Source organism: Pseudomonas sp. TH07 (assembly GCF_016651285.1).
In the GTDB taxonomy this organism is placed as follows: domain Bacteria; phylum Pseudomonadota; class Gammaproteobacteria; order Pseudomonadales; family Pseudomonadaceae; genus Aquipseudomonas.
Window position 1 is genome coordinate 5,624,796 of sequence record NZ_JAEKED010000001.1, and the last position, 16,938, is coordinate 5,641,733.

Consider the following 16,938-nt stretch of genomic DNA (forward strand, 5'->3'; position numbering starts at 1 on the left):
GCCGGCCGGGCAAAGGCCGCAGCCCTGCGGCCCTCCCTGAATAACCGAACCTGGCGTGGGCATTGCGCCCGACGCCAGGTGTCGGCGCGGCCTTTCAGAGCGCCGAAGGTTTGATCAACGACCGGTACTGGTGAGGTTTGCGCATCAGCACCAGGTCCTTGCGCCGCACCACGTTGGTGGCATAGCCGCTGGCCAGGTTGCCGGTATCGATACTCGCCACCGCCACCCCACGGGTCGTCTCCACCAACGCTTCACGCCGGGGAAAGGCGAAGGTGTCCGGGCCGAATACGCCGCTGGCGCCGAAGCTGCCGCTGGCCGCGTCCTGGCTGTTGGCAAAGGCGAAATACAGATTGTTCTCGCCCCCGCGTACCCGCCCCAGGTGCCAGTGATACGCGTCTGCCCCCATGGGAATAGGTGCCTGCTGCGGTATCTGGCTGCCGGCATGGGCACCCGGCACCGGCCCGCTCAGCGCCGCCGGGCAGGCAATCAGGTCGCAGCCTTTGAGCGCCAGGATCCTGCCGGCTTCCGGCACCAGGGCATCGTCACCCAGCAACAGGCCGACCCGGGCGAAGGGCAGATCGTAGGTGCACCACCGCCCGCCTGCCTCGGCCCAGCGCCGATCCTGCGCACTCAAGTGGATCTTGCGATAGCTGCACAGCAGGCCCTCGGGCCCCACCAGCACTGCCGTGTTGTAGAGCTGCCCCTGGTGCGCTTCCACCAGGCCGGCGACCAGGTACAGGTCGAGGCTGCCCGCCAGCTCAATCAACCCGGCCACACTCGGTCCGTCCAGGGGTTCGGCCATCTGCGCGCCAGCAAAGGGCCCGCTCAGCGACAGTTCCGGCAGCACCAGCAGGCGCGCTCCGGCACGTTGCCCCTCATGGGCCAGTTCGCGGATGCGCCCCAGGTTCTCGGCTTTGTCCGGGCCGGGGTTGAACTGGCCGACGCCGACCTGGGCCACGCCACCGGCCGGCAGCGGCTCAAGGCCGTACAGGCGGAAAAAGTCCAGCGGGTTCCAGGTGTAGGAATTGTTCAGCAGTTCCTTGTACAGCGCCGGGCGCCGCAGGCCCTGGCGTGCCTGACGCTCGGCGCGCACCCGCGCCAGGTCGATCTGGCCCAGCACCACGCCGTCGCCGGTGTCGCGTGCGGCCTGTACCGAACCGTCGGGCTCGATGATGCAACTGCCGCCACTGAACTGCACCCCGCGCTCCAGGCCCCAGCGGTTGCCCTCGATCAGGTAGCAGCCGTTTTCATAGGCGCGGTTGATCCAGTACGGCGCCGGGGTGCGCTCGGCGAGCCAGTTGCTCAGGTGGCAGATCACATCGGCGCCGGCCAGCGCCGTGACCCGCGCGGTTTCCAGGAAGTGGATGTCCATGCAGATCAGCAGCGCGATCCTGCCAATGGGGGTCTCGAACACCTGGTGCTCAAGGTCGCCGCACACCGCCCACTTGGGTTCGGAGATATAGGGGTGCGTCTTGCGGTGCACCCCCACCAGCCCTTCGGGGCCGACCAGAAAGGCCGAGTTGTAGTACAGGTCGTCGACCGGGTCGACCTCCGGCATGCCGACGACGATGTGGCAGCCATGGCGCCTGGCCAATTCGGCGAAGCGCGCGCTGGTCGGCCCGGGGATTGGCTCCACATAGGGCGCGACCTCTTCGCGGCTTTGCCAGCAGTAGCCGGTGGTGGCCATTTCCGGGGCGACTATCAGCTGTGCCCCGGCCTCGGCCGCCTCTTCCACCAGCGCGTACAAGCGCTCGATATTGCCTTGCTTGTCGAACAGGGTCGGCTCGAACTGAACCGCCGCGACGTTGATCGATGCTGTGCTCATGGGTCGTTTCTCCGTGATTCAGGCTTGCGCCGCCAGCCCGTCCGGGCGCGGCCCCTGGTAGTCCTGCGCCGGGCGCCAGGTGGTGGGCATGTCCTGGGGGAAGGTCTTGAAATAGTAACGGCCACGGGTCGCTACGGTGAAGGTCACATGCAGCAGCGGGCCCACCAGCATGGCGATGAACGAGGCGTAATACAGCGGATAGGCGCCGAGGATGCCCGCCGCGCCGATGGCCACCGCGACCAGCAGCGAAATCACGCCGCAGGGGTTCCAGGAACGCAGGTATTCGCGGCGAAATTCGACGAAATCACTGGGCGCCAGGTTGAGCATTTTGCGGCAGACGAAATAGTCGGCGAGGATGATGAACACCCAGGTGTTGGTCAGGATCCCGGTGATCGCGAGGAAGGTCCCGGTGTATTGCAGGATATTGAAGATGTAGAACACCACCCCCAACCCCCACACCAGCACCATCCACCACTGCCGGCCCGGGCGGTAGTTGAAGGCCATGTCCATGGTGTTGGACAGCGCGATCGACCCCGAATAGAGGTTCATCACGTTGATCCGGATCTGGGTGATGATGGTGAAGATCACCCCCACCAGGGCAATCACGAACGGAAACACGAAGCCCGGATCCAGGGCCAGGGCAAAGGGATCGCCGCTCTGGATATGGGGCATCAGGGTGTAGGCCAGGAATGCGCCGCAGAGCATCACCGCGACAATCGGGATCAGCATCCCGAGCATGATGGTGGCGGTGCCCTTGTGGCTGATCCCGGGTTTGGCGAAGCGCCCGTAGTCGGTGGCCAGCAGGCCCTGGAACACAATCTGCCCATTGGCCATGTTCATCACCACCCACAGCGCGGTGCCATCGACCTCGCCCCGGGCGAACCAGCCGCTGGGGCCGACCGCGTCATAGTTGTGGGTCAGTTGATAGAGGCAGAAGCCGAACAGCAGGATGAAGATCGGCACGCCCCAGGTCTGCAGGAACTGCATCGACGACATGCCCTTCCATACGAACCAGATGGTCACCAGGCCGATGCTGGCAAAAATCAGCACGCCCTTGAACGAATCCACCTCGACCCCGGCATAGTGCGCGATCGCATGGGAAACGATGGTGCCCTCGAACAGGAAGTAGAAGATGAAGTTCACCGCGTAGATCAACGAGGTGAACGCCGAGCCCAGGTAACCGAAACCCAGCCCCCGGGTCAGCAGGTTGAGCGATAGCCCTTCCTTGCTCGCCAGTTTCATGATGCAGGCACCGATGATGGTCGCCAGCACCACCATGTAGCCGATGGGCAGCAACAGCGTCGGCCAGCCCACCTTGTAACTCATGTCAGCCCCCAGGCTGAACCAGAACATGGCCGTGGAGTTGCCCAGCAACACCAGGATGATCGCCGGGATCGGCCAGCGATAGCGGCTCGGCACCCGGCCGACGGCGTAGTCTTCCACTGCCTCGGCCTCAGTGATGTCCTGAGGCCCCTGAAACCACTCTTTGAACTTACTCATCTGCGTTTCCTTGTTGTTTTATGCGCGAAATGAACCAAGTCATGGGTATCTCCCTAAATGTCCGAAGCGGCTGGCTCAGCCAGAAAAATTGACGGTGCTCGACAGTTAGAAAAGGTGTTGCGGCCGCGCTGAGCACGGCCTTTTTCTTGTTATGGGTATTGCGCTATTGCCTTGCGGCGGCTCAGTAGCGAGCGGTGAGCATTTTCTTGCGGGTGAAGAACTCCACGCCGTCGCGGCCATTGGCGTGCAGGTCGCCGTAGAAGGATTTCTTGTAGCCAGAGAACGGGAAGAAGGCCATCGGTGCCGGCACCCCGACATTGACCCCGAGCATCCCGGCGTCGATGTCATCGCGGAACTGGCGCACGGCCTTGGCGCTGTCGGTGTACAGGCAGGCGCCGTTGGCGAACTCCGAGCGGTTGGTCAGGCGGATGGCTTCGGCCAGGTCCTTGACCCGGACAATCGACAGCACCGGGGCGAAGATTTCCTCCTGCCAGATTTTCATCTGCGGCGTCACGTGGTCGAACAGCGTCGGCCCGACAAAATAGCCGGGGCCGGCACAGGCCGCGTCCTGGCGGCCGTCGCGGAGCAAGGTGGCGCCTTCGCGCTCGCCGCTTTCGATATAGCCCAGGGTGCGCTGGCGGTGTTCGTCACGAATCACCGGCCCGAGGAACACCCCTTTGTCCATGCCGTTGCCGATGCTCAGGCCGTCGGCTTCCTGTTTCAGGCGCGCCACCAGGGCATCGGCAATCTCCTCGACCACCACGACCACCGCACAGGCCATGCAGCGCTCACCGGCCGAACCGAAGGCCGCGGCGATGATGTTCTTCACCGTGATGTCGAGGTCGGCATCGGCCAGCACGATCGAATGGTTCTTGGCCCCGGCCAGGGCCTGGACCCGCTTGCCGTGGCTAGCGGCCTCGCGGTAGACGTACTCGGCCACCGGCTGCGAGCCGACAAAGGACACGGCCTTGACCTCGGGATGGCGCAGCATGCCGTTGACCACGTCGTGGGCACCGTGCACCAGGTTGAGCACGCCCTTGGGCAGGCCGGCCTCAGTGAACAGTTCCACCAGGCGCTGGGCCAGCAGCGGCGTACGCTCGGAGGCCTTGAGCACGAAACTGTTGCCGCAGGCGATGGCCAACGGGAACATCCAGCACGGCACCATCATCGGGAAATTAAACGGCGTGATGCCGGCGATCACCCCCAGCGGGTAACGGTACATGCCCGACTCGATACCGGTGGCGATATCCGGCAGCTGGCTGCCCATCATCAAGGTCGGCGCCCCCGCGGCGAACTCCACGCACTCGATGCCGCGCTGCACTTCGCCGTAGGCTTCTTCGTAGCTCTTGCCGTTTTCCTGGGTGATCAGCCTTGCCAGTTCTTCCTGGCGCTCGATCAACAACTGCTGATAGCGGAACAACACCCGCGAACGCCGGGGCACGGCCACCTGGCGCCAGCTGTCGAACGCCTCGGCCGCCACCGCCACCGCGTCATCCAGTTCGGCGGCGGTGGACAGCGGCACCCGCGCCAGCACTTCGCCGGTGGCCGGGTTGCGCACGGTGTCGAAGTGCTCGGTCCGCGAGGCCTGCCATTGGCCGTTGATGTAGTTTTTCAGGGTCAGGATTTCAGTTGGGGCGTTCACGCTCAGCTCCTTTTTTATAGATTCTTGTGGGGGACGATCAGGCCAGGGCCGGCTCGACGGCGGACGCTGCGCGCTGGGCCGCAGCGGCATCTGCCAGGATCATTTCAGCGGCCTTCTCGCCGATCATCAGGGTCGGCGAACAGGTATTGCCGGAGACGATCGTCGGCATGATCGACGCATCGGCAATCCGCAGCCCGGCAATGCCGTGCACCCGCAGGCGCTCATCGACCACTGCATCCCGGCCCTGGCCCATCTTGCAGGTGCCCACTGGGTGAAAAATCGTGGTGCCGATGGCGCTGGCCGCTTCGCGCAGTTGGGCCTCGCTGTGCAAGCTGGCGCCGGGCAGGTACTCCACCGGTTCAAAGCTGGCCAGGGCCGGGGCGGCGACAATGCGCCGGGTCAGGCGAATGGCATCGGCGGCGACGTGCAGGTCGGTTTCATGACTCAGGTAATTGGGCCGGATCAGCGGCGCCGAGCCCAACTGGGCATCGCGAATCGCCACGCTGCCGCGGCTTTGCGGACGCAGGTCGCAGACCGAGGCGGTAAAGGCCGGGAACTCATGCAGCGGCTCGCCAAAGCGTTCAAGAGACAGTGGCTGCACGTGGTATTCGAGGTTAGCGCTCGTCTGCTCCGGGCCAGAGCGGGCGAAGGCGCCCAACTGGCTCGGCGCCATGGCCAGCGGGCCGCTGCGGCTGACCATATATTGCAGGCCCATGTTCATCTTGCCCAACAGGCTGGAGACCATCTGGTTCAGGGTGCGGCCATTGCCGATGCGATAAATCAGCCGCAGTTGCAGGTGGTCCTGCAGGTTGTTGCCGACGCCGGGCAGCTCGTGGCGCACGCCGATCCCCAGCTTTTTCAGCAACGGTCGCGGGCCGATCCCCGAGCGCTGGAGCAAGGTCGGCGAACCGATGGCGCCACAGCACAGGATGACTTCCCGGCGCGCCCGAAAGCGCTGTTCCCGGCCCTGGTACTGGGCCAGCACGGCGCTGGCACGGCCGTTGTCCAGCTCGATGCGCGAGGCTTCGACGCCGGTCAGCACGGTCAGGTTCTTGCGCTGGGCCACTGGCCGCAGAAAGGCCTTGGAGGCATTCCAGCGCACACCGCGTTTCTGGTTGACCTGGAAGTAACTGCAGCCTTCGTTGTCGCCGCCATTGAAGTCGGCGATGGACTCGATGCCGGTCTGCGCCGCCGCCTCGCGAAAGGCATCCAGAATGCCCCAGGACAGGCGTTGCTCCTCAACCCGCCACTCGCCGCCGGCGCCATGTTCGGCGCTGTCGCCGGCGTAGTGGCTCTCCGAGCGCTTGAACAGTGGCAGCACGTCTTTCCAGGCCCAGCCGGCATTGCCCTGCTCGGCCCACAGGTCGTAGTCCCGGGCCTGGCCACGCATGTAGATCATGCCGTTGATCGAAGAACAGCCGCCCAACACCTTGCCCCGGGGATAACTCAGGGAGCGGCCGTTGAGGCCCGGTTCCGGTTCGGTCTTGAAGCACCAGTCGGTGCGCGGGTTGCCGATGCAGTACAGATAACCCACGGGAATGTGGATCCAGGGATAGTTGTCTTGCCCGCCCGCTTCGAGCAGCAGCACCCGATGCTGGGGGTTTTGCGACAGTCGATTGGCCAACAGGCAACCGGCTGGACCGGCACCGACAATCACGTAGTCATAGAGCACATCAGCAGCTTGCATGGGATCCTCGCGGGACTTTTGTTGTTATCCGGGGCCCATGCTATAAGTTTGTTTTTCAAAAAAAACTATCCATTTAAGAACACCCCCTGTGCGTTTTTAAACAGTGCCCCTCGCGCCCTGCCGATGGAAATCCCACCATGTTCGACTGGAACGACCTGCGCTTTTTCCTTGAGCTGCACCGCAGCGGGCGCCTGCTGCTGGCGGCCCGCCGCCTCAAGACCACCCATGCCACCGTGGCCCGGCATATCGATGCCATCGAGAAGGCCATGGGCAGTCAACTGTTCGTGCAGCAGGCCCAGGGCTACACCCTGACCCCCGCCGGCCAGGCCCTGCTCAAGCATGCCGAAGCCATGGAAAACGTGGCCTTGCTGGCCCAGGAAGAACTGACCCAGACCGTCTCGCCCCTGGGCAAGGTGCGGATCGGGGTCACCGAAGGCTTGGGGGTGATGTTTCTGGCGGCGCGCCTGGGTCCGCTGTTCGAACGCTTCCCGGGGCTGGAGGTGGAACTGGTGGCGGTGCCGCGTTTTGTCAGCATCATCAACCACGAGGCGGACATCAGCATCCTCCTGGAAAAACCCAGCATCGATCAGTTGATCGTGCGTGAGCTGACGCCCTACACCCTCGCGCTCTACGCCAGCCCCGACTACCTGGCGCGCATGCCGCCGATCGAGCAGCGCGAGAGCCTCAATGCCCAGCAGTGGATCGGTTATGTCGACGACCTGCTGTTCACCCAGGAACTGTCGCTGCTGACTCACTTCTGCCGCCACCCGCGGGTGGTGTTCACCAGCACCAGCGTGATCGCCCAGCAGCAGGCGGCGCAAAGCGGCCTGGGCCTGGCGGTGCTGCCGCGCTACATGGGCGACCAGGACCCTTTGCTGCGCCCGGTGCTGCCGGAGCTGAGCATCGAGCGCCACTACTGGATGTGCACCCGGCGCGACCTGCACCACTCGGTGCGGCTGCGGATTGTCTGGGACTACCTGATGGAACTCTGCACCCACCATAGCCCGCTGCTGCGCGGCGCCGAACGGGTGTCCGAGCGCCCATGAAAATTGCCTGCCTGCACAGCGCCCACAGCAACATCGCCGTGTTTGAAGCCGCCGCACGCCAGCTGGGGCTGGCCGACGGCACACTGTTGCATGAGGTGCAGCCGCAGTGGCTGACCTTGGCGGAACAGGCCGGCGGCCTGACGGCCGATATCGAACACGGGGTACGCACGGCGCTGCTGCAACTGGCGCAGCAGGCCGATGCGGTGATGCTCACCTGTTCCACCCTGGGCCCGGCAGTGCCGGGGGCGGCGCAGGCATCTGCGGTGCCGCTGTTGCGGGTCGACGCGGCACTCGCCGCACAGGCCGTCGAGCATGGCGGCCGGGTGCTGGCGCTGTGCGCCGTGGAAACCACCCTGCAGCCGACCCTGGCGCTGTTCAGCGCAGCGGCCAGTGGCAGTGGAGCCCGGGTCGAGGTGCGCCTGGTGCCTGGCGCATGGGCGCTGTTCAAGGCCGGCGATGACGAAGGTTATCTGGAGGCCATTGCCGACGCGGCGAGTGCCGCTTATGCCGAAGGCTTCAGCCTGGTGGTCCTGGCCCAGGCCTCCATGGCCGGTGCCAGCGAGCGTGTGAGCAACGGACCGCCACCGCTGAGCAGCCCGGTCGCCGGGTTGGCCCGAGCCGTGGCCGAACTGTCGCGCCGGCGTTGAGCCTGTCCGCGCCGCCCTAGCCCGCCGCGCCCAGGTAGTAGTTCTGCAACTGTTCACGCCCGGCCAGTTCCGCCGCCGGGCCCGCTTGCGCCACCTGGCCGTTTTCCAGCACATAGGCGTATTGGGCGTAATCCAGGGCGATGTTGATGTTCTGTTCGGCCACCAGCAGGCTCAAGCCTTGCTCGCGATTGAGCCGGGCCAGGGTCTCGAAAATCTCCTCCACCACCTGGGGCGCCAGGCCCATGGATGGCTCGTCGAGCAGCAGCAGTTGCGGCTCGGACATCAGCGCGCGGCCGATGGCGACCATCTGCTGCTCGCCGCCGGAGGTGTAGCCGGTGAGGCGTTTGCGCAACAGGCGCAAGCGCGGGAAGTAGCCGTAGATCCGCTCCAGCCGCTGGTTCAGCACCTTGCGTGACGGGCGCCCGGCAAAGCCGCCGATCAGCAGGTTCTGCTCCACGCTCAGGTGGCTGAAGCAGTGCCGCCCCTCCAGCACCTGGGCCAGCCCCGCCAGCACCAGATTGGCCGGGTCGGCACCGGTAATTTCCCGGCCCTGGTAGACAATCCGGCCCTGGGTCACCTCCCCCCGCTCAGCCCGCACCAGGCTGGAAATCGCTTTGAGGGTGGTGCTCTTGCCGGCGCCATTGGCCCCGAGCAACGCCACCATCTGCCCCTGCCCGACCTGCAGCGAGACCCCGCGCAAGGCCAGGATCGACTGCTCGTAGAAAACTTCGACCTGCTCTACGCGCAGCAATGGCGCGGCGATCTCCGGGCTCTGGCTCATCGGACCTTATTGCTCCTGGCTGCAGTTGCGCGGGGTGATGCCTTTTTCCTTGGCGTACTGCGCCGCAGAGGCTTCGATGATCGGACGCAGCAAGGCGCGGTCGGCCTGGACCCAGTCGCTGATCAGGTTCCAGCGCTGGCCATCCCATTGCTGGAAGCGCACCGCACCACCGCCTTCATGGTCGGCGCAGGACAACTGCAACGGCTGCACCAGGCCCTTGGCGCCCAGGGCCTGCAAGCGCGCATCGTCCAGGTTCAGGTGCTCGAAGCCCCAGCGCACCTGTTCCCCGGTCAGCGGTTGCTTGCCGTATTTTTCCTGGGCCAGGCGCAGGGCCTCGACGTTGAGGATGCCGTTGACCACGCCCAGGTTGTAATACACGGTGCCAAAGCGCTTGGGGTCGGCCAGGTTGCCCTTGCCGGCGTCGACCACGCTTTGCTTGATGCCTTGCAGCACCGGGAAATCGGTGCCCGAGGGGTGGGTGGTGATGGAGATGAAGCCCTTGGCAGCGGCACCGGCCGGCACCACGTCTTCTTCGGAGTTGCTCCAGATATTGCCGATGATGTGATCCGCCGGGTAACCGACCTTCTGCGCCGACTTCAGCGCCACCGGGTTCATCACCCCCCAGCCCCGCAGAATCACCCAGTCCGGCTTCAGGCGCCGGATGTTGAGCCATTGCGATTGCTGCTCGTTGCCCGGGTGCGGCACTTCCAGCAGGGTCAGTTCAAATCCGGCGTTGCTAGCCAGGGTCTGCAGCACGCCGTTGGTTTCCTTGCCATAGGGCGAGCCGTGGTAGAGCACGGCGATTTTCTTGCCCTTGAGCTTGTCGGCCCCGCCTTCGCGCTGGCCGATGTAATTGATGATGGCCGAGACCTCTGAATAGGGGTTGAGCTGCAGCGGGAACACATAGGGGAACACGCTGCCGTCGGTGGAATCGGTGCGCCCGTGGTTGATGGTGATCAGCGGCAATTTGTCGGCGGTGGAGCGCTCCAGGGTGGCGTAGGCAATGCCCACCGACAACGGGTTGGTGGCTGCGGCCGGCGCACCGTTGAGGCCCCCTTTGAGGCGCTCGTAGCATTCGACGCCCTTCTCCACCACGTACTCGGTTTCGCACTCGCTCCAAGTCAGCTTGACCCCGTTCACCCCGCCCTTGGCGTTGATGTATTGCAGGTAGTCGATAAACCCGCCGAAGAACCCGGTGCCGCCGGCGGCGTAGGGTCCGACCCGATAGCTTTGCAGGGGGAAGTACTGTTCGTTGGCGGCCTGGGCGCCGGCGCTGAGCCCGGCGGTGAGCAAAGCCAGGCCCAGCGCCAGGCGGCGCAGCGATGTGCGGTGAGTCATGTAGGCAGTTCCTCGTGGGGACAGTAGCGGGTGGTGGTTGAATTCAAGGGCGGTTCAGTAACGCAGCGGCCAGACCCGGGCCCGCTGGCGCAAGCGCTGCCAGAGCCGGGCCAGGCCTTCGGGTTCCTTGATCAGGAACGCGATGATCAAGGCGCCAAACAGCATTTTCTGCAGGTTTTCCAGTTGCCCGGAGTCGATCAGCCCGGTCGGCAGCAAGGCGCAGAGGTTGCCCAGCAGAATCGGGAACAGCACGATAAAGGCCGCCCCCAGGAAGTTGCCGAGGATGCTGCCCAGGCCGCCGATAATGATGATGAACAACACCTGGAAGGACCGGCTGAGGTCAAAGCCGTGGGGTTCCACGGTGCCAAGGTAGGCGAACGCCCACAGCGAGCCGGCTACCCCCAGGTAGAAGCCGCTGATGGCGAACGCCAGCAGCTTGGCCTTGAACAGACGGATGCCGATCACCGCCGCGGCGGTGTCCATGTCGCGCACCGCCATCCAGTTGCGCCCCAGCTCGCTGCGCACCAGGTTCTTGCCGAGCCAGAACAGCCCGGCCACCAGGCTCAGGGTCAGCAGGTATCGGCCCCGGGGCGAGCTGAAATCCAGCCCGGCAATCAGCAACGGCGGTGAGGTGATGACCCCGGAAGCGTTGTCGTTGGTAAACCAGCTGAAGCGGGTCAGCACCCACTCCACCACGAACTGTGCGGCCAGGGTCGCCACCAGCAGGTAAAAGCCTTTGATGCGCAGGCTCGGCAAGCCGAACAGCACCGCCACCAGCGCCGCGATCACCCCGCCCAGGGCGAAGCTGGCGAGCAACGGCAGGCCGGGCACCCGCAGTTGCAGGTTGTAGGCGGCAAACGCGCCCACCGCCATGAACGCCGCCGAGCCCAGGGACAGTTGCCCGGCATAACCGGTCAGCAGGTTCAGCCCCAAGCCGGCCAGGGACAGCACCAGCAGCGGCACCAGGATCGCGCTGAACCAGTAGTCGTTGCCCAGCCAGGGCACCGCGACAAACGCGAACGCCAGCAGCAGCCACAGCCCCAGGCGGTCCTGGCGCAGGCGAAAGGTACGGCATTGGGCGGCGTAGGTGGTGCTCAGTTGACCGGCTTCTTGATACAGCATGAAGGCATTCCTTGAATAAATTCAGACCCGCTCGATGGCACGTTCGCCAAACAACCCGGCCGGACGCACCAGCAGAAACAGCAAGGCCAGGACATAGGGCACCCAGTTTTCGATGCCGCTGCCGATGATCGGCCCGAGGTAGATCTCGGCGAGTTTTTCCGCGGCGCCAATGATCAGCCCGCCGACAATCGCCCCGCCGATCGACGAGAAGCCGCCGATGATCAGCACCGGCAACGCTTTGAGCACCACCAGCGACAGCGAGAACTGCACCCCCAGCCGCGCGCCCCAGAGCAGCCCGGCCACCAGCCCGACAAAACCCGCCACCGCCCACACCAGGGCCCAGATCCGTGGCAGGCGAATGCCCACCGCCAGGGAGGCCAGGGGGTCGTCGGCCACCGCGCGCAACGACAGGCCGACCCGGGTCCGGTTGAACAGCAGCGACAAGGCAATCACCAGCAGCGCGGCGGTGCCGGCGGCGAACAGATCGAACTGCGAGAGCAGCATGCCGCGGATCTCCAGCGGCTCATCGGCGATGCCCAGTTCCAGGCCGTGCACCTGGGCGCCCCAGAGCAACTGGGCCAAGCCTTCAATCAGGTAGGACAGGCCCAGGGTGGCCATGAACAGGATGATCGGCGGCCGGTTGACCAAGGGCCGCAGCACCGCTTTCTCGATCAGCAGCGCCAACAGCACCATGCTCGCCAGGGTCGCGACAAACGCCCAGAAGAACGGCAGGCCGCGCTCCAGCAGGCTGACAAAGGTCAGCGCGGCAAACAGCACCATGGCGCCCTGGGCAAAGTTGAACACCCCGCTGGCCTTGTAGATCAGCACAAAACCGATGGCCACCAGGGCGTACATGACCCCGGCCAGCAGCCCGCCGATCAGCACTTCGAAGAAGAATTCCATGCTCAGCGCCCCTCGCTGCGTGGGCGGCGCGAGCCAAGGTAGGCGGCAATCACCTCCGGGTTGGCGCGCACCTGTTGCGGGCTGCCATCGCCGATCTTGCGTCCGTAGTCGAGCACCACCACGTGGTCGCACAAGCCCATGACCACGCCGATGTCGTGCTCGATCAACACCACCGTGGTGCCGAATTCACGGTTGATGTCGCGGATAAACTGGCTCATTTCGCCTTTCTCCTGGGCATTCATGCCGGCCATGGGTTCGTCCAGCAGCAACAGGCGCGGCTCGGCCGCCAGGGCTCGGGCCAGTTCCACGCGCTTTTGCAAGCCATAGGGCAACTTGCCCACCAGCACATCGCGCCAGGGATGGATGCGCAGAAACTCGATCACCCGCTCGGCGTGCAGGCGCTGGGCGTCGTCCTCCCGTGGCGCTCTGCCAAGCCGCAGCATCTGTTCCAGCCAACTGCTGCGGCGCTTGAGGTTGCGCCCGGTGAGCACGTTGTCGAGCACGCTCATGCCCTTGAACAAGGCGATGTTCTGGAAGGTGCGGGCAATGCCGCGCTCGGCGGCCTGGTGCGGGCGCATGCGACGCCGGGTTTGCCCGGCATAGTGGATGCTGCCGCTCTGGGCCTGGTAGACACCGTTGATGATGTTCAGCAGCGAACTCTTGCCGGCGCCGTTGGGGCCGATCAGGGCGCAGATCTCCCCGGCCTGCACCGCAAAGCTGATGGAAGTGATGGCCTTGACGCCCTTGAACGACAGGGAGATGTCATCCAGGCGCAGCAGTACGGATTCTGGGGTTGCGCTCATGGGGGCTCGCTACACGGATTGAGGAAGCAGTCGGGTCGGCGCATCGGCGCTGGCGTGCTGGCTGCCGGGCTCCTGCCAGTTGCCCGGGCGTACGCCCAGGGCGGCAAAGAACTCGGCGCTCTGCGGGGTCAGCGCCGGGCCTACCAGCAACGGCACCCGCAGCCGGCTCATACCCAGCACATCCAGCAGCGGCCGGCGGATCAGCCAATGGCCGAGCCAGCGCCTTACGCGGTTGCCGCCCGGGGCCATTGCCCAGTGGTACAGGCGATGGCTCAAGGTGCCGGGCAGCGGCAGCCGCTCCCGGGCCCAGAGTTCCAGGCGGGCATAGGATTCGCGGGTGCCCAGCACCAGGGTCGGCCCCAGCTCGCGGCGGTCGGTGTCGCGGGTGGCCAGGGCCTCGGGGAAGTTCAGGCAGAACCCGGCGCTGAGCCAGGGCGTCAGCAGGTAGCGCGCCTGGCCGCTGGCGGCGAAAACCCGGGCCGCCAGGGCCTCTTCATCCGGCCCCAGGCGTTCGCGCGCCAGCAACTTGCGCGCACCCTCCAGCAACTGCCCATGGCTCAGGCGCCGGGGCGGTTGGTCGTCAGTGTCGTGGAAGACAAAAGCCGTGCTGGTGGATTCGGCCACGTGCGCCGGGGCCGCAGCCAGCGTGCCGGCGAGCCACGTTTCATAGGCCGTCAGCGTCGGGTCGGCGCCGGCATCCAGCCCGCGTCCATCCAGGAACAGCAGCAGCCGGGTCGGGCTCTGCGCCTCGCGCACCTGCTGCACCCCCGCCTCGGCTTCGGCCAGGACAAAGGCCGGTTGCAGACGGCGCAACAGCGGGCGGTGGTCGAGGTCCGGGTCGAGCAACGTCACGCTGCCCCCCAGCCATTGCGCAGCCAGAGCCAACAGCAAGGCTTCGGCCCGGGCCTGGCTGATGATCAACAGATCATCCTCGCGGGCAAACCCGCTCTGTTGCAGCGCTGCCGCCAGCCGGCCGACCTCGTCAGCCAGTTGCTGCCAGCTGCGCGGATGCCAGATGCCCAGGCGCTTATAGCGAAGGGCCGTGGCCGCGCCTCGGGTGGCGGCTTGCTGCAACAGGGCCAGGGGCAAGGTCTGGGTCATGGAGGGTTCCTTGGGAAATGCTCAGGCAAACGCCATTGCAGCCTCCGTGCCAGCCTCTAAACCTATATTTATCAATCAGTTATAAAACAGCCCGAGGGCCCCGATCTGTATCACCCCAGCGCAGCCTGCTTAATCTCTGTTGCTCCACCAACACCTGGAATCAGTACCGGCAAGCGGCACCAGCGCATAGAACACAAAGGAATTAATAAATAAATAATCGATATTTATAGTTATAAAAATAGGGGCGTACTCTCGCCTCATCCCGTCATTGATGACCACAGTGAAGTGCCCCATGAATCCGACTGCCAACCTCATCGACTTCGTCAGCTACCGCAAACGCAAACACGCTCAGCAACGGGCACGGGCCATGTGGGAAATGTACGCACGCAACGCCGGCTACCAGGCCTTGCAATGGGTCCAGGCAGCCCAGTCGACCGAGACCCGTCACGGGTGAGTGCGCAGCAACCCTCGCGCTTTCTGGCGAGCGCCGACGATCCCGTGCTGGAGCTCAATGCCCTCGATACCCAGGAGGAAGACCCGACCAGTGAACGGGTCGGGCAGAACCTGCAGCGCCTGCGCGGCAAGCGCCACCTGTCCCTGGACGCCCTGGCCCGCCAGTGCGGGGTCAGCCGGGCGATGCTGGCGCAGATTGAGTCCGGGCGCAGCGTGCCGTCGATCAAGGTGCTGTGCAAAATCGCCAAGGGCTTGAAGGTGTCGGTGGCGGCTTTTCTCGAACACCGGGCCTTTGAAGGCGTGGCGGTGTTGTCGGTGAACCAGAGCAAGCGCCTGGTCAGCGCCAGCGGTGACTTTGTCAGCCGCGCGCTGTTCCCGTTCGATGTGGCACGCCAATCGGAATTCTACGAACTGCGCCTGCGGCCACTGGGCGAGGATCAATCCGAAGGCCATGGCCCGGGGGTGCAGGAGAACCTGGTGGTGGCCCAGGGCGTGATTGAAATCAGCGTCAACGACGAGCGCTACCTGCTGTCCACCGGCGACTCGATTCTGTTTTATGCCGACCAGCCGCACCGCTACCGCAATCCGGCGGACAGCGAGGCCGTGGCCTACCTGGTGGTGACCTACCCGGAACGCCTGGACTGATTGACCCAGCCAGATCGCAGCCATGAAAAAGCCCGGCAGGGTCACCCCTGCCGGGCTTTTTCAATGGCGGTTGCTTCAGCAGGTGCAGCACATCAGCGGCATGCCGTTGCAGCTCATCATCATCGGCATGCTGCAGTCGTTCATCATTTTCATCATCAGGGCGCAGCAGTTTTTCATCATGTCCATGTTCATGCCGGCCATCGGCATGATTTTGCACAGCATGCCGTCGGCCATCATGGTGCATTCCATCACGCACTTCATCGAAGGCATGGGCATGCCCATCATCGGCATTGGCATCATCATGTTCATCATCGGCATGGCCATGGCCGACTGGGACATGCACATCATGCTCATGTTGCCGCAGTGCATCATCATCGGCATGCCGCAGTTCATCATCATCTGCATCATTTCAGCGCTGTTCTTGAACATGGCCATGTCCATGCCAGCGGCCGGCATCATCTTGCACTGCATGCCGTCGTCCATCATTTCGCAGCTCATGGTCGCCATCATCATCGGCATGCCCATCATCGGCATCATCGGCATGTTGGCGTTCATCGGCATTTGCATCTGCATGGCGTTCATCATGGTGTTGCTCCCTGAAGGTTTCGATAGTTGGACGAAGCGGATGGAGGCGATTCTAAGGACTCCCCGGCAGGCGACAAGGTGGCTATCGAACAGCAATAACCGCTGCTAAAACGTCCTTAGTGCGTGCGCCGGAACAGTACATGCTGCTACAGCAGCCTAAACAGCGTCATGACAGATAAAGCGCAGGCCATCACAGTGTTTAGTCGGTTTTAGATATGCGAATAGAAACTATATAAATAACCGAAAGAAATATTCGTTCTAACCAGCTGAAAGTTTTTTCAGTGGCACCGCTTATTCCACTCAACTGCAATCCGAATACTTTTTAATCTTTTATCGCTATTAGGCGCCGCCCCTATACTGGCCACTTAGTTCAACTATTCAACTAAGGACGTTCCATGCCTCGACGCTTTTTATTGGCCGCGCTGTGCCTGGCGGTCGCCGGTTGTGTCAGCCAGCCGCCCGCCTCCGTGCACACCAAGGACCCCGCCAGTTCAACCCTGATCGGTGATGCCGGGCGCCCGGCGCAGGCGCAGTGGGTGCGCACCGAGCTGTATTTTTCGGTGGGGCCGCTGCAAGGCACGCAAGGCGTGATCAGCCCGGAGCGCTGGCGGGTGTTTCTCGACCAGGAAGTGACCCCGCGCTTTCCGGATGGCTTCAGCGTGCTCGATGCCTACGGCCAATGGCGCGATCGGGGCGCCAAGGAACCGGAGCGCCTGGGCACCAAGGTGATTGTGGTGCTACATGAGAACAACGCCCGGCATGAAGCCGACATCGAAGCCATTCGCCTGGCCTGGAAGCGCATTACCGGCGACCTGTCGGTGTTGCGCCTGTCGCAGCCGGCGCAAGTCTCGTTCTAGGTT

The 16,938-nt window shown here is 64.4% G+C and carries 16 protein-coding genes; 5 read left to right on the plus strand and 11 right to left on the minus strand.

Annotated elements, in window-relative coordinates:
• Positions 1-94: 94 nt before the first annotated feature.
• The 4 genes from JFU57_RS25855 to JFU57_RS25870 form a co-directional block, all read right to left on the minus strand.
• Entirely contained in the window at positions 95-1,825 is a 1,731-nt protein-coding gene (locus JFU57_RS25855) for a nitrilase-related carbon-nitrogen hydrolase (RefSeq protein ID WP_201131231.1), read from the minus strand.
• An 18-nt stretch (positions 1,826-1,843) separates the two neighbouring features.
• Positions 1,844-3,325 (minus strand): purine-cytosine permease family protein, encoded by a 1,482-nt coding sequence (locus JFU57_RS25860; protein WP_201131232.1) that lies wholly within the window; start codon positions 3,323-3,325, stop codon positions 1,844-1,846.
• 181 nt (positions 3,326-3,506) lie between these two features.
• Positions 3,507-4,967 (minus strand): CoA-acylating methylmalonate-semialdehyde dehydrogenase, encoded by a 1,461-nt coding sequence (locus JFU57_RS25865; RefSeq protein WP_421546589.1) that lies wholly within the window; start codon positions 4,965-4,967, stop codon positions 3,507-3,509.
• A gap of 37 nt (positions 4,968-5,004) precedes the next feature.
• On the minus strand, positions 5,005-6,654 hold the full coding sequence (locus tag JFU57_RS25870; RefSeq protein WP_201131234.1) for a GMC family oxidoreductase: 1,650 nt from the start codon (positions 6,652-6,654) through the stop codon (positions 5,005-5,007).
• A gap of 137 nt (positions 6,655-6,791) precedes the next feature.
• Here JFU57_RS25870 and JFU57_RS25875 point away from each other — a divergent pair, with 137 nt between their 5' ends.
• A complete protein-coding gene (locus tag JFU57_RS25875; protein WP_078469032.1) occupies positions 6,792-7,700 on the plus strand; it encodes a LysR family transcriptional regulator in 909 nt (302 codons plus the stop codon).
• Positions 7,697-8,347 carry an aspartate/glutamate racemase family protein gene (locus tag JFU57_RS25880; RefSeq protein WP_201131235.1) on the plus strand — a complete coding sequence of 217 codons (651 nt, stop codon included), beginning with the start codon at positions 7,697-7,699 and terminating at the stop codon, positions 8,345-8,347. The genes JFU57_RS25875 and JFU57_RS25880 overlap by 4 nt, the downstream gene beginning before the upstream one ends.
• Positions 8,348-8,363: 16 nt before the next feature.
• Here the strand turns inward: JFU57_RS25880 and JFU57_RS25885 are convergent, their stop codons facing one another.
• The 6 genes from JFU57_RS25885 to JFU57_RS25910 are packed head-to-tail and all read right to left on the minus strand — an operon-like array spanning position 8,364 to position 14,395.
• A complete protein-coding gene (locus JFU57_RS25885; RefSeq protein WP_201131236.1) occupies positions 8,364-9,128 on the minus strand; it encodes an ABC transporter ATP-binding protein in 765 nt (254 codons plus the stop codon).
• A 6-nt stretch (positions 9,129-9,134) separates the two neighbouring features.
• Positions 9,135-10,466 (minus strand): ABC transporter substrate-binding protein, encoded by a 1,332-nt coding sequence (locus JFU57_RS25890; protein ID WP_201131237.1) that lies wholly within the window; start codon positions 10,464-10,466, stop codon positions 9,135-9,137.
• A gap of 54 nt (positions 10,467-10,520) precedes the next feature.
• On the minus strand, positions 10,521-11,588 hold the full coding sequence (locus JFU57_RS25895) for a branched-chain amino acid ABC transporter permease (protein WP_201131238.1): 1,068 nt from the start codon (positions 11,586-11,588) through the stop codon (positions 10,521-10,523).
• 21 nt (positions 11,589-11,609) lie between these two features.
• On the minus strand, positions 11,610-12,491 hold the full coding sequence (locus tag JFU57_RS25900; protein ID WP_078469027.1) for a branched-chain amino acid ABC transporter permease: 882 nt from the start codon (positions 12,489-12,491) through the stop codon (positions 11,610-11,612).
• A 2-nt stretch (positions 12,492-12,493) separates the two neighbouring features.
• The gene (locus tag JFU57_RS25905; protein WP_201131239.1) at positions 12,494-13,294 is read right to left on the minus strand and encodes an ABC transporter ATP-binding protein; all 801 of its coding nucleotides are present in this window, start codon (positions 13,292-13,294) and stop codon (positions 12,494-12,496) included.
• A gap of 9 nt (positions 13,295-13,303) precedes the next feature.
• A complete protein-coding gene (locus JFU57_RS25910; RefSeq protein ID WP_201131240.1) occupies positions 13,304-14,395 on the minus strand; it encodes an AMP-binding protein in 1,092 nt (363 codons plus the stop codon).
• A 292-nt stretch (positions 14,396-14,687) separates the two neighbouring features.
• Here JFU57_RS25910 and JFU57_RS25915 point away from each other — a divergent pair, with 292 nt between their 5' ends.
• On the plus strand, positions 14,688-14,849 hold the full coding sequence (locus JFU57_RS25915; protein WP_201131241.1) for a hypothetical protein: 162 nt from the start codon (positions 14,688-14,690) through the stop codon (positions 14,847-14,849).
• The gene (locus JFU57_RS25920; protein WP_078469024.1) at positions 14,846-15,493 is read left to right on the plus strand and encodes a helix-turn-helix domain-containing protein; all 648 of its coding nucleotides are present in this window, start codon (positions 14,846-14,848) and stop codon (positions 15,491-15,493) included. Before JFU57_RS25915 ends, JFU57_RS25920 begins: the two co-directional genes overlap by 4 nt.
• Positions 15,494-15,568: 75 nt before the next feature.
• Here the strand turns inward: JFU57_RS25920 and JFU57_RS25925 are convergent, their stop codons facing one another.
• Positions 15,569-16,078, minus strand: coding sequence for a hypothetical protein (locus JFU57_RS25925; RefSeq protein ID WP_078469023.1), 510 nt, complete (start codon positions 16,076-16,078; stop codon positions 15,569-15,571).
• 395 nt (positions 16,079-16,473) lie between these two features.
• Here JFU57_RS25925 and JFU57_RS25930 point away from each other — a divergent pair, with 395 nt between their 5' ends.
• Complete coding sequence (locus tag JFU57_RS25930) at positions 16,474-16,935, plus strand: DUF3574 domain-containing protein (protein WP_201131242.1); 462 nt, start codon at positions 16,474-16,476, stop codon at positions 16,933-16,935.
• Positions 16,936-16,938 lie beyond the last annotated feature (3 nt).

Bases quoted from the DNA above. Each gene is read 5' to 3' on its own strand.
- JFU57_RS25855 (WP_201131231.1), bottom strand. From the start codon at position 1,825: ATGAGCACAGCATCGATCAACGTCGCGGCGGTTCAGTTCGAGCCGACC.
- JFU57_RS25860 (WP_201131232.1), bottom strand. From the start codon at position 3,325: ATGAGTAAGTTCAAAGAGTGGTTTCAGGGGCCTCAGGACATCACTGAG.
- JFU57_RS25870 (WP_201131234.1), bottom strand. From the start codon at position 6,654: ATGCAAGCTGCTGATGTGCTCTATGACTACGTGATTGTCGGTGCCGGT.
- JFU57_RS25875 (WP_078469032.1), top strand. From the start codon at position 6,792: ATGTTCGACTGGAACGACCTGCGCTTTTTCCTTGAGCTGCACCGCAGC.
- JFU57_RS25880 (WP_201131235.1), top strand. From the start codon at position 7,697: ATGAAAATTGCCTGCCTGCACAGCGCCCACAGCAACATCGCCGTGTTT.
- JFU57_RS25885 (WP_201131236.1), bottom strand. From the start codon at position 9,128: ATGAGCCAGAGCCCGGAGATCGCCGCGCCATTGCTGCGCGTAGAGCAG.
- JFU57_RS25890 (WP_201131237.1), bottom strand. From the start codon at position 10,466: ATGACTCACCGCACATCGCTGCGCCGCCTGGCGCTGGGCCTGGCTTTG.
- JFU57_RS25895 (WP_201131238.1), bottom strand. From the start codon at position 11,588: ATGCTGTATCAAGAAGCCGGTCAACTGAGCACCACCTACGCCGCCCAA.
- JFU57_RS25900 (WP_078469027.1), bottom strand. From the start codon at position 12,491: ATGGAATTCTTCTTCGAAGTGCTGATCGGCGGGCTGCTGGCCGGGGTC.
- JFU57_RS25905 (WP_201131239.1), bottom strand. From the start codon at position 13,294: ATGAGCGCAACCCCAGAATCCGTACTGCTGCGCCTGGATGACATCTCC.
- JFU57_RS25910 (WP_201131240.1), bottom strand. From the start codon at position 14,395: ATGACCCAGACCTTGCCCCTGGCCCTGTTGCAGCAAGCCGCCACCCGA.
- JFU57_RS25915 (WP_201131241.1), top strand. From the start codon at position 14,688: ATGAATCCGACTGCCAACCTCATCGACTTCGTCAGCTACCGCAAACGC.
- JFU57_RS25925 (WP_078469023.1), bottom strand. From the start codon at position 16,078: ATGATGAACGCCATGCAGATGCAAATGCCGATGAACGCCAACATGCCG.
- JFU57_RS25930 (WP_201131242.1), top strand. From the start codon at position 16,474: ATGCCTCGACGCTTTTTATTGGCCGCGCTGTGCCTGGCGGTCGCCGGT.